The sequence below is a fragment of the Patiriisocius sp. Uisw_017 genome (assembly GCF_047731265.1).
In the GTDB taxonomy this organism is placed as follows: domain Bacteria; phylum Bacteroidota; class Bacteroidia; order Flavobacteriales; family Flavobacteriaceae; genus Patiriisocius.
On record NZ_CP159835.1, the window covers coordinates 1,292,494 to 1,304,994 of the forward strand.

The window sequence follows — 12,501 nt, forward strand, 5'->3', positions numbered from 1 at the left end:
CGCTCATTTCTAAGGGCTACTATAAGCTAAAGGTCAGTGGCTCAAAGTTATTTATTTAAAATTTCAACTGCTTTTTCAATCACACTCTCGACTGATGTTTCATTTGCAATAACAATATTTTTACTGTGATTTCTTGCAGCGTCGGCCGTTGTTTCACCAATACAAAATACCAATGGTTGGTCACACCGCACTTGTTGCGGAATCGTTTCCAGCCCAACCGAAGTTCTACTGGAACACCGCTCTGGACTCCCCCCAAGGGAGGAATTCAATTTAAAATAACTCTCCACACCGCTTGGACTAAAAAACAGGATTCCGTTCCATTTTTGATCAAATTTGCGGGGTTTTAGGTTCGTTTTATATGTTTTTACTTCTAAAAATTCAATATTTAAAGCTTTTAGGGTATTGGGCAATTCGGATTTTCGTTGCGCTCCACAGAAATAATGGAATGACTCGTTTTGATGGTTTTTTACTATAAAATCACCCAATTCTGCCGAATTTCTGGCCATTTTTACAACATTTAGTCCGTTTCCTTCTAATAATGCTGCTGTTTTTTGACCAACGCAAAAACAATTCTGAATTCTGAATTCTGAATTTAGAATTGATTGAACCCCATTTTGACTTGTAAAAATGGTGTTTTCAATGTTGTTTGGTGTTGCGAAATCTAAGTACTCGATAGCAATAGCGTCATACTCAACGAGATTAAAACCGGCATCAACAAACAGACTTCGTTGCTTCGATTCAAGTTTCTTTGTTGATAGCATTGAAATCATACCATCTCTTTCTTGATCTTCTCCATTAATTCCTGACCACCATTTTCTAAAAGTTCATTTGCAGCAATAGTACCCTTGTTTTTAAATGATGTAAAATCAAAATTGGTACCGATGTCTAATTTTTTGCTTCCGCCCAAAGAAAATAGACATCCCCTAAATCTAATTTTATTTTCTATAAATTCAGCTAATGCACCAATTGGGGCAGTACATCCACCCTCTAATGTTTTTAAAAAATCACGTTCTATTTCAGTACAAACTTCTGAAGGTTTGTGATTTAATTTTGAAATAGCCTGTGTACAAAAATCGTCATTTTTCAATGTTACGATTACCATAGCGCCTTGAGCAGGTGCTGGTAGCATCCAATCTAAGTCCTTCCCAACCCCGCTAAAGGATATGCTTTCGATTTTTTCTTCGCTCAAATAGTTTGTTAAATATCTCAAACGTTCTAAACCAGCTTTGGCGAAGATGGCCCCATCCCAATTATTATCTTTCAGTTTTTTTAATCTCGTTTGTACATTTCCGCGTAAATCAATAACAGTGTGGTGCGGATATTTATGAAGCCATTGTGCTTTTCTTCTTAAACTTCCCGTCGCAATAATGCAGGGTTTTGAATAGTCAATGGGTTTATTGGCTACTAAAACATCTTGTGTTGCAGCGCGTTCTAAAACAGCAGATTGAATGATTCCTTTTGGCAATGCCGTAGGAACATCTTTCATGCTATGAACAGCAATGTCTACAGTGCCATTGAGCATAGCAATATCTAAGGTTTTTGTAAAAATACCAGTGATTCCCATTTCATATAAAGGCTTGTCTAGTACTAGGTCACCGGTTGATTTTACTGGAACAAGTTCGGTTTTATATCCTAAAGCTTCAAGTTTACTTTTAACAGCGTTCGCTTGCCATAACGCTAATTGACTGTCGCGTGTTCCAATGCGAATGACTTTATCCATCGTTGCTTTCGTTTAACTGAAATACCTCACGAATCATTGCTGCTTTTTCTTGCGCTGAACCATTGGCATCTTTTAAATGGTTTGCAAAATGTGTCGTAATTTTTTGAATAATACGATCGCTTATAATTTCAGCTTGTTCTTCATTAAAGTCTGAAATTTTTCTGCGTTGATTGTCAATTTCACCAACCTTAATTTCAGACAGCTTTGATTTTAGGGCTTTAATGGTAGGAGCAAATGTTCGGTTTTTTGCCCAAGTTCTAAATTCTAAAGCCACCTCTTCAATAATAGCTTCGGCTAATGGAATTTGAGATTGACGATGTTCTAAAGTCGCATCTGTTACTTTAGACAATTCGTCTAAGTGAATCAAGGTTACGTTGGGGTTTTCTCTAACAGATTCCGAAACATTTTTAGGAATCGAAAGATCTAAAATTAAAAGGGGCTTTTTAAGATATAATAATTCTTTACTTATCGTAGGCTTTTGCGCTCCAGTGGCAACAATCAAGATATCGCTGCTCGCAATTTCACTTTGTATGTTTGAATAATCTTTAACGACTAGATTAAACTTTCCGGCAATTTCTTCTGCTTTTACTTTGGTTCTGTTAATGAGTGTAATATGCTCATTTTTTGTGTGCTTGATGAGGTTTTCGCAGGTATTGCGCCCTATTTTTCCAATCCCAAAAAGGAGGATTTTCTTTTCAGAAACATAAGGCACTCTAGCCATTATGTATTGCACTGCTGCAAAACTTACAGAAGTAGCACCTGTTGAAATTTCAGTTTCGTTTTTTATGCGCTTGCTTGCTTGGATTACCGCATTTCCAAGGCGTTCCATATAGGCGTTAAGTAATCCCGCCTTTTTTGAAAGACGTAAACTGGTTCTTAACTGACTTATAATTTCAAAGTCACCTAATATTTGACTGTCTAAACCCGTTCCCATTTTGAAAAGATGCGAAACAGCATTTTTATTTTTAAAAGTATAGGAAACCATGTTGAACTCTGCTATGGTCCCTTGGGTATGGTCACAAAGTAATTTCACTAAAATAGTTGGGTGGGCTGCAAAACCATATAATTCGGTTCTATTGCAAGTAGAAATAATATTTAAGGAAGAAATACCGAGCTCTCGAGCTGATTTTAAAATAGCTTTTTGATGGTCTTGAGAAATACTGAAATTCCCTCTAATGGTCGCGTCTGCCTTTTTATAATTTAATCCAATAACGTATAGAGCTTCTTTTAAAGCCCCTGGACGTTTATTGTGTTGAATACATATAGCGTTACTTTTTTCCAAACAAAATTCGATTTATGATTCAACAAAAGAATCAGACTGCAAAAATATATCTTGTATATACTAAAAAGTAACGCAAGCGGTATCAAATGTGTCGTTACTGGTTATAAAATCTCATAAAACTCTCAAATCCATTGGAAAACCAATAAATACGTATCTTTGCTAAACAATAGGCTATTGCTTATTTATAATAATTCTAAATAAATGAAGAATTCAGAACATGCGCAATTTTCAGAAAGTATCGCTCAAGGTACTTATAATGAAACCTTGATTGAAGACGGTTTTTTTATTTTAAAATTCAATAATGAAACTACTGATAATCAGCTTTTTAAAAGAGATGTAAACTCCAATTATATTCAATTCCATTTTTGCGTAAAAGGCAGCGGCTCTTTCAGTTTTAATAACGGAAATTACCGCTTACCCATTCAAGAGGAAAGCTCGTTATTGTTATATAATCCAGAACGAGATTTACCTATTGAAATACTTGTAGCAGCAAATTCTTGGGTTATTTCAGTATTACTTCCTATTCAGAAATTTCACACCTTGTTTTCCAATGAGGCTAGTTATATTTCATTCTTAAGCGAAGAAAATAAAGGGCGCAAATACTATAAAGATGCTCCTGTTTCTCCTTCCATGGCAATTGTGCTCAATCAACTAATGAATTATAATTTGCACCCTTCAGTAAAGCCGTTATATTTTAAAGGAAAGGCTTATGAATTATTGAGTTTATATTTTAATCGTGAGGAAGATGTGGATGTGGAACAATGCCCTTTTTTAGTGGATGAAACAAATGTGGCAAAAATAAAAAAGGCAAAAACAATCATCTTATCTAGGATGGCAGAACCACCAACATTGCAAGAGCTGGCAGACGAAATACAACTACCAATAAACAAGCTAAAAGAAGGTTTTAAACAGATTTATGGAGACTCCGTTTTTAGTTTTCTCTTTGATTACAAAATGGAAGTTTCGCGCCAATTGCTGGCAACAGGTGCGCACAATGTAAATGAAGTGGGACTCAAAGTTGGTTATAGCACGTCGAGCCATTTTATTGCTGCATTTAAGAAGAAGTTTGGTACTACGCCTAAGAAGTTTGTGATGGGATTGAGCTCTTGATATCGAGTTCTCTTTTTAACTAGTTTGCGTAAAATCATCCTGTAACACCCCGGTGCGGGTTCTCTATCTCCTCTTCAAAGGGGGGAGAACTCGGCTTAACTTAGTTAAATAAAACACTTGTTGTTTCGTATTTTTTTCCAGCAGTGTGTTTCCTTTGAGGGGAAATTAATCGGGTAATTAACGAGTTCTTCAATTAATTCTTCAAACAAAAGGCTGCGATAATTATATCATTTTGTTAATCTATTACATCTTCTTTTTATACAAACGAATTAGCAGTATTTTTGTTCTTAGAAGCTATTAGGGAAACTGATAGAGCAAAAAGAAATTATAGAATTGCATGAATAAAAAAGGAGTTCTTCTCGTAAACCTCGGTTCGCCCGACAGCACTAACCCCAAAGACGTAAGAAAATATCTCGATGAATTCTTAATGGATCCTAGAGTAATTGACGTTCCTAGATGGGCGCGTATCTTATTAGTACGCGGTATTGTTTTAAACACACGGCCTAAAAAAGCTGCCGAAGCGTACGCTAAAATATGGTGGGAAGAGGGTTCGCCGCTGATTGTACTCTCTGAAAGATTGCAAAAAAAGGTGCAGTCTAAACTAAATATACCGGTTGGCTTAGCAATGAGGTACGGGGCTATGACCTTGAAAAAGGGGATACAAGAATTAGTAGATCAAGGGTGTACTGAAATTAAAACAATCCCTTTATATCCGCAGTTTGCAATGGCTACTACGGAGACGATTGATGTAAGAATCGATGAACTTGTTGCTGAATATTTTCCGCAGGTAAAAATTACGCGCACGGCTTCCTTTGGTAAAAGACCAGATTATATAAAAGTACTATCTGAAAGTATAGGAGAAAAATTAAAGGAACTGGATTATGACCATCTATTATTCAGTTATCACGGAATCCCAGAGAGACATATTAGAAAAAGTGATGTGACGAAAGGCAACTGCAAAATGGATGGGAAGTGCTGCTTTAAAAAAGGCAGTGAGCAACACGAATTTTGTTACCGCCATCAATGTGAAATGGTGACTGTAAACGTTGCAAAGTATCTAGGCTTGAAAAACGGAACCTATTCTACAACATTCCAATCTAGATTAGGCTTTGATCCTTGGTTACAGCCGTACACAGACAGAACTATTGAAAGAATGGGAAAAGCAGGCGTTAAAAAAATGGTGGTTGTTACTCCGGCATTTGTAAGTGATTGTTTGGAAACTTTAGAAGAAATAGCGATGGAAGGTGAAGAAATTTTTCACGAAGTAGGAGGAAAAGAATTTTCAGTAATCCCTTGCTTGAATGATCGAGATGAATTTGCGCAAGTACTCGCTAATATGGTGGAGGAGTGGCGAATTATTGATTTGGATAAGGCAATTGCCTAGCACCTCACCAATTGGTTTTGCGAGGTATCTACAATAAAATAATTATTCGATTTTAGATAATCCTCAAGGGTCAAATATCTTATTAACTGTGGCTACCTGATAGCCGTTTTCTCCCAATTAAATGAGAGTTAAAGGGGTTTTCCGCCACAATGTTTCATCAAAAAAACATAGAATGAATGTAAAAGCAATAGTACTAAGTGGTATAATTTTTATTTCAACTACAGCAATGATAGCGCAGGAAAACAATGCAGAAAAAATAGTACAGGCCAATTTAGATGCATACAACGCCCACGATATCGAGCTGTTTATGTCCTTTTTTTCTGATGATATTGCGATGCACAATTTTAAAGATTCAAAGCAAACCGCTTCTGGAATTAATGAAGTAAGGGCTATTTATGAACCATATTTTAAGGCATCACCCAACCTTCATTCAAAAATATTAAAACGTACAGTATTTGATAAAAAAGTGATAGATCACGAATACATTACTGGAGCAAGTGGTAGCAGTGACCCTTTTGAAATTGTGTTGATTTATGAAGTGGAAGACACTAAAATTGTAAAAATGACAGCGATTAGAAAACGCAACTAAATCACAATAAATCTTTTGAAAAAAAACTCAGATTCACTAGGCACTGCTTCAATTAGTAGCTTGCTAGTAAAACAAGCCGTACCTGCTTCTATTGGTATTTTAGTGATGTCTCTTAATATGATTGTAGACACCATCTTTGTAGGAAGATGGATAGGGCCTTTGGCAATTTCTGCCATTACGGTTGTTATTCCAGTTACATTTTTTATCGCAGCGATTGGTCTTGCTGTGGGTATTGGCGGAAGTTCTGTGCTTTCAAGGGCCTTAGGTGCTAATGATGATGATAAGGCACTGCGCGTTTTTGGAAACCAAATAACACTTACCTTTTTAACGTCAGGAATCTTGGCATTTTTGGGACTAGTTTTCCAAGATTTTTTAATTGACTTTTTTGGTGCTGACGATAGTTTTAGAGATTTAGCATTAACCTATTATCGCATTGTTCTCTACGGAATTGTTATGCTGGCCATGTGCATGATGGGCAACAGTGTGATACGTGCTGAAGGTAAACCGAAGTTTGCTATGTACGCCATGATGCTGCCTGCCATAGGAAACATTGGGATGGATTATGTTTTGATTAATGTCTTGAATATGGGGATGGCTGGAGCTGCATGGGCAACCTTTATTAGCTATGCTATATGCTTTAGTTTCATTTTATGGTTTTTCGTTTTTAAGAGTGAATTGCGAATTTCATTTCATTGCTTAAAACTCAAAAAGAAAATAGTTTCAGAAATTAGTGGGCTTAGTTTTGTGACTCTGGCAAGACAAGGAGTTATTGCAGTCCTTACCATTTTACTCAATAATGTTCTAATAAATACTGGAGATGCTATTGACGTGGCGAGTTATGGTATTATTAGCCGTGTTTTAATGTTTGCGCTCTTCCCAGTGATTGGCGTAAACCAAGGTTTTATGCCTATTGCAGGCTATAATTTTGGAGCTAATAAATATGGGCGTGTTCGGGAGGCCATTAATAAATCTATTATGTATTCAGGTATTTTGGCCTTGCTTATTTTTGCTGGAATAATGATTTTTTCGGAAGAATTTGTTTCCATTTTTATAAGCGATCGTGGTGGCCAAGAAGCAGGAAGCTTAGCAGACAGCGCCCAGCTTTTAAAGAGAACGCCAGATGCATTGCGTTGGGTTTTTGCAGCGACACCAGTGATTGTGATTCAGCTAATTGGAGGGTCCTATTTTCAAGCAATCGGAAGGGTAGTTCCTGCATTATTATTGAGTTTGACCAAACAAGGATTCTTTTTAATTCCGTTGGTTTTGATACTTCCTAATTACTATGGTGTTTTTGGTGTGTGGATTTCTTTCCCAATTGCCGATGTTCTTTCTACGCTAGTAACTGGGTATTATTTGAACAATTCTGTGAAGAAAGATCTTTTGGAAACATAGTTTTTTTGGGTATCTTTAGTATTCAACAACCGCAGTCGTGAAAAAACTAATATCCTTATTAATCTTTCTGTCTTTTTCTTTAGGAAACGCCCAAGAACCAGGAATGCTTGAAGAGACATGGTATTTAAAATATCTCAGGGTCAATAATGAGAGATTATATGTGCCTCAGGGCGAAAATTTCAATTTAATTTTTTCTGAAGATAATGGCAACTATACAATTTTAGCCAATGGGGTAGAAAATGGTTTTGAGGGAGAAATATCCTTTAGTTCCTCAGGATTTTTTTTTCAGTTTACTTCCGCAAATATTACACTTTTGAGTTGTGATTTGCCTAACTGCTATTACGAAAACCATTATTTCTTTGATTTTTTAACTAACATGGACTTCGATTTAAAAACACTAGAATATGACTATGACACTTTTAGTTTGGGGTTAAAATCATTGCGATTGACCGGCCCAGACAACGCGGTGGCTTATTTTGGCAATGAACCGCCAACACCAGACGACACCTTATTTGGAACTTGGTATTTGTATCAACAAGATACGGACTTGGGCGACTCTCAGTACTTTACAGGTCCAGATGTGCCAAGACTAACTATTAATCCAGATTTTACTTTTGAAGGAATAGATAATTGTGGAGAGATATTAGGACAATTTGAATACGGCGAGGACTTTGTTGTTGATTTTTTTTTAATTCCGAGTAATATAAATGATCTAAATCCTGGCTGCACAAGAACTTTATACGATCTTCTATATGAGAACCCAATTTATGCAGTACATTTTGATGATTTTTTATACTATGAATCACTTCCTGGATTTGGATCACATTTTAGAGATGAATTATTAAGTACTCAAGAAAATGTATGGTCTGCTATCAAATTATATCCAAATCCAGTACTGAATACACTTCATATTTATGATCCTGAAAATATCGTAGATTCATATGCCATTATAGATATGTCAGGCAAAATCATTAAACAAGGAGTACATTCTAATAGTGCTGTTTCAGTTTCTAATTTTACCACGGGAGTATATTTTTTAAAGCTTCAATCAGGCGAAAATCAAACAATCAAAAAACTTATAAAAAACTAAGCAATGAAATCTATCAAAATCTCAATACTGCTATTTACAGTTACATTTTTTAGTAGCCTCCATAAACCATTAGTCGCCCAAGAATACGACGAAGCGCTTTATGATGCGATGGAATATCGTCTAGTGGGCCCTTTTCGTGGTGGACGTAGTGCTGCAGTAACCGGAGTTCCTGGAAAACCTAACTTATATTATTTCGGAAGTACTGGTGGTGGAATTTGGGAAACAAAAAACGGTGGTAGAAGCTGGACGAATATCTCTGATGGTTTTTTTGGAGGTTCTATTGGTGCTATAGAAGTAGCAAAAAGTGATCCCAATGTCATTTATGTGGGTGGAGGAGAAAAAACAGTGCGCGGTAACGTTTCCTCTGGCTACGGAATTTGGAAATCTGAAAATGCGGGGAAAACTTGGACGCAAGCGGGATTAAAAAAGAGCCGTCACGTTCCAAGAATTGTAGTACACCCTACAGATTATAATATTGTTTTTGCGGGGGTAATGGGAAACCTCTACAAACCTACTCAAGAGAGAGGTGTTTATAAAAGCACCGATGGCGGAAAGACTTGGCGAAAAACCTTGTTTGTCAATGAAGATGCCGGAGCGGTAGATTTAATAATGGACCCAAACAATCCTCGAATTTTATACGCATCTACTTGGAATGTGCGTCGAACACCATACAGCCTAAGTAGCGGTGGTGATGGTTCTGCGCTTTGGAAAAGTACTGATAGTGGAGAAACTTGGAAAGAAATTTCAATAAACGAAGGTTTTGCAGAAGGTACTTTAGGAATTATAGGAGTGACTGTTTCCCCAGCCAATAGCGAACGCGTTTGGGTACTTGTTGAAAACGAAAAAGAAGGCGGTGTATATCGCAGTGATGATGGCGGAGAGACTTGGAAGAAAATAAATGATGAACGCAAGCTAAGGCAACGTGCATGGTATTACACACGCATTTATGCAGACTCTAAGGATGAAGATGTAATGTATGTTTTAAACGTGCGCTATCACAAAAGTACCGATGGAGGTAAAAGCTATGAAACCTACAATGCACCACACGGAGATCATCACGATTTATGGATTGCTCCAGAAGATCCCAACCGTATGATTATTGGTGATGACGGTGGCGCTCAAATAACGTATGATGGAGGTGAGACTTGGAGTACCTATCACAATCAGCCTACTTCACAATTTTATAGAGTGACTACAGATAATGCGTTCCCGTATCGAATTTATGCAGCGCAACAAGATAATTCTACCATAAGAATACCTCATAGAACCGAAGGTTGGAATATAGATGATTCAGATTGGGAATCTACCGCTGGTGGTGAAAGTGCCCATATAGCGATAGATCCTATGAACAATGATATTGTTTACGGCGGAAGTTATGATGGGTTTTTAACCCGATACAATCATGATAAAAACACGGTGCGAAGCATTAGTGTATGGCCAGACAATCCAATGGGTCATGGTGTAGAAGACATGAAATATCGTTTTCAATGGAATTTCCCAATATTTTTTTCACCTCATAATCCGAAGAAATTATATACTGCTTCCAATCATTTACATTTCACTATAAATGAAGGGGAAGAATGGAAAGTAATAAGCCCAGATTTAACCAGAAACGATCCTGAAAAACAGAAGTCTTCTGGAGGTCCTATTACACAGGACAATACATCTGTGGAGTATTATAGCACCATATTTGCTGCGGCCGAGAGCCCTTTAAAACAAGGGGTTTTATGGACGGGAAGTGACGATGGTTTAATTCAAGTGTCTAGAAATGATGGGGCAGATTGGGATAATGTTAGCCCAAAGGGAATGCCAGATTGGATGATGATCAATAGTGTGGAGCCTTCCATTTTTGAGGCAGGAACTTGTTATGTGGCAGGAACAAAATATAAGACTGGGGACTTTGCACCCTATTTGTACAAAACCACAGATTATGGAAAATCGTGGAAGAAAATCACCAACGGTATTGCCGATGAGCATTTCACAAGAGTAATTAGAGAAGACCCGAGACAACAAGGATTGTTGTATGCAGGAACAGAAACGGGAATGTATGTTTCTTTTGATGACGGTGCTAATTGGAAACCATTTCAACTAAACTTACCTATTGTTCCTATCACAGATCTGGCATTAAAAGATGGTAACTTGATTGTGGCAACCCAAGGTAGAAGTTTATGGATCTTAGATGATTTAAGCGTACTACATCAATTAGCAGATGCAAAAAAATCCCCGAACGGAGCTGATAGATTTCTTTTTAAACCAAAAGACAGCTACCGCATGGGAGGAACGTCGAGGAAAGGTTCGTTAACTGAAGGCACTAACCATCCAAGTGGGGTAATGGTTTATTTTAACTTGAAAGATAGTAAAGATAAAAAGGTGAGTTTGAGCTATACATCAATGGCCGGGGACACGATTAAAAAGTTCAGTACTAAAGAGGATAAAGAAAAGGATATCGCTGTGTTGAAAGTTAAGGATGGAGCAAATTATCACAATTGGAATATGCGTGGTAAAGATGCTGAACGATTAAAGGGAATGATTCTTTGGTGGGCAAGCACATCTGCACCGCAGGCTGTTCCGGGACAGTATAAAGTGGTTTTAGAAGTAGAAGGAGAGCAACCACTATTACAAACGTTTAAAATTTTGGCAGATAGAAACGCCGAAACAGATATTGCAGGAATGCAAAAGCAATTTGATTTTATTACAGAAGTAAATGCAACAGTAGATAAAGCACACAAATCCATTAAGAAAATACGTAACATCAATGAGCAATTGCAAGCATTTCAAAAACAATATAAAGACAATGATGAGGTAAAAGAGTTGGTTGAAAAAGCCGATACCTTGAGCAAACAGTTTTCGGAAATTGAAAAAGCATTGTACCAAACGAAGAACCGTAGTGGCCAAGACCCTTTAAATTTTCCAATTAGGTTAACTAATAAATTGGCACATTTAAATAGCTTAGTAGGTATGGATGATTTTCCACCAACAATGCAAGACGTTGCGGTTAAAGACGACCTGACACAGAGGATAAATGAAGAACTAAATAGGTTTGACCAATTAGTTTCAGAAGAAATTAAAACCTTTAATACTGCATTTAATAGCAAACAACTGAATTATTTATTTATTGAAAAATAGTCCTTTGATATAACTTTCATTTTGCTTTATTGAGGCAAAATGAAAACCACCTACGAAACTTTTTATAATTAATAAATTAACAAGGTTAATTGCATCGGAGAATCAAAAGATCCTAAGTGTTTTTGATAAAAGCTAGGCTTTTATGAAAAAATGTATCGAAGGGGCGACTATATTTGCATAATGGAATACAATTACATAAAATCCCTTCACTTAATTTTCGTTATCACTTGGTTTGCGGGCTTATTTTATATTGTTCGTCTTTTTGTGTATCAAATTGAAGCACAATCAAAAGAAAGTCCAGCACGAGAAATTTTAAGTGAGCAATACAAAATTATGACCAAACGCTTGTGGTATATAATCACTTGGCCATCTATGATTTTGGCTACTGGTTTTGCAATCTGGTTATTAGTATTGCGCCCTTTCTGGATTACAGATGCTTGGATGCAAGTTAAGTTAGGATTTGTAGTCGCACTTATTTTCTATCATATAAAGTGTCACTTAATTTTTAAATCACATTATAATGGTGCGTACAAACATTCTTCAAACTGGATGCGTTTGTTTAATGAAGGCGCTACGCTTATATTATTTTCGGTAGTGTTTTTAGTAATTTTAAAACATGCTGTGGATTGGATCTATGGAACGCTGGGCATTGTTCTTTTTTCAGTTATTTTAATGCTAGGGGTTAAAATGTATAAACGAATTAGAGAGAAAAAGTAGAAAACTGGAATCGGAATCAGAAAAGTTATCGTATCGACTGCATTTTGAAATCATAGAATAACAGTTTTGAATTTCCTCCTTTGTTAAGCCT

10 protein-coding genes are annotated in these 12,501 nt (G+C 36.6%); 7 read left to right on the top strand and 3 right to left on the bottom strand.

The features are described from left to right. Positions 1-47 precede the first annotated feature (47 nt). The 3 genes from ABXT67_RS05930 to hemA are packed head-to-tail and all read right to left on the bottom strand — an operon-like array spanning position 48 to position 2,978. Positions 48-770 (bottom strand): uroporphyrinogen-III synthase, encoded by a 723-nt coding sequence (locus tag ABXT67_RS05930; RefSeq protein WP_415376360.1) that lies wholly within the window; start codon positions 768-770, stop codon positions 48-50. Next, a complete protein-coding gene (gene hemC, locus ABXT67_RS05935) occupies positions 767-1,720 on the bottom strand; it encodes a hydroxymethylbilane synthase (protein WP_415376361.1) in 954 nt (317 codons plus the stop codon). The genes ABXT67_RS05930 and hemC overlap by 4 nt, the downstream gene beginning before the upstream one ends. Further along, the gene (gene hemA / locus ABXT67_RS05940) at positions 1,713-2,978 is read right to left on the bottom strand and encodes a glutamyl-tRNA reductase (protein ID WP_415376938.1); all 1,266 of its coding nucleotides are present in this window, start codon (positions 2,976-2,978) and stop codon (positions 1,713-1,715) included. The genes hemC and hemA overlap by 8 nt, the downstream gene beginning before the upstream one ends. 225 nt (positions 2,979-3,203) lie before the next feature. On the opposite strand from hemA, the gene ABXT67_RS05945 reads away from it, so the two are divergent. The 7 genes from ABXT67_RS05945 (at position 3,204) to ABXT67_RS05975 (ending at position 12,410) form a co-directional block, all read left to right on the top strand. Then, positions 3,204-4,112, top strand: a complete 909-nt coding sequence (locus ABXT67_RS05945) for a helix-turn-helix transcriptional regulator (RefSeq protein WP_415376362.1) — start codon at positions 3,204-3,206, stop codon at positions 4,110-4,112. Between the two features lie 337 nt (positions 4,113-4,449). Further along, positions 4,450-5,496: a ferrochelatase gene (gene hemH / locus ABXT67_RS05950; RefSeq protein WP_415376363.1), complete on the top strand. Its 1,047-nt coding sequence runs from the start codon at positions 4,450-4,452 to the stop codon at positions 5,494-5,496. 172 nt (positions 5,497-5,668) lie between these two features. Next, positions 5,669-6,085 (top strand): nuclear transport factor 2 family protein, encoded by a 417-nt coding sequence (locus ABXT67_RS05955; protein ID WP_415376364.1) that lies wholly within the window; start codon positions 5,669-5,671, stop codon positions 6,083-6,085. Between the two features lie 15 nt (positions 6,086-6,100). Next, complete coding sequence (locus tag ABXT67_RS05960; protein WP_415376365.1) at positions 6,101-7,477, top strand: MATE family efflux transporter; 1,377 nt, start codon at positions 6,101-6,103, stop codon at positions 7,475-7,477. A 37-nt stretch (positions 7,478-7,514) separates the two neighbouring features. Further along, positions 7,515-8,567, top strand: a complete 1,053-nt coding sequence (locus ABXT67_RS05965; RefSeq protein ID WP_415376366.1) for a T9SS type A sorting domain-containing protein — start codon at positions 7,515-7,517, stop codon at positions 8,565-8,567. 3 nt (positions 8,568-8,570) lie between these two features. After that, a complete protein-coding gene (locus ABXT67_RS05970; RefSeq protein ID WP_415376367.1) occupies positions 8,571-11,693 on the top strand; it encodes a VPS10 domain-containing protein in 3,123 nt (1,040 codons plus the stop codon). Between the two features lie 180 nt (positions 11,694-11,873). Continuing rightward, positions 11,874-12,410, top strand: coding sequence for a CopD family protein (locus ABXT67_RS05975; RefSeq protein ID WP_415376368.1), 537 nt, complete (start codon positions 11,874-11,876; stop codon positions 12,408-12,410). Positions 12,411-12,501: the final 91 nt, after the last annotated feature.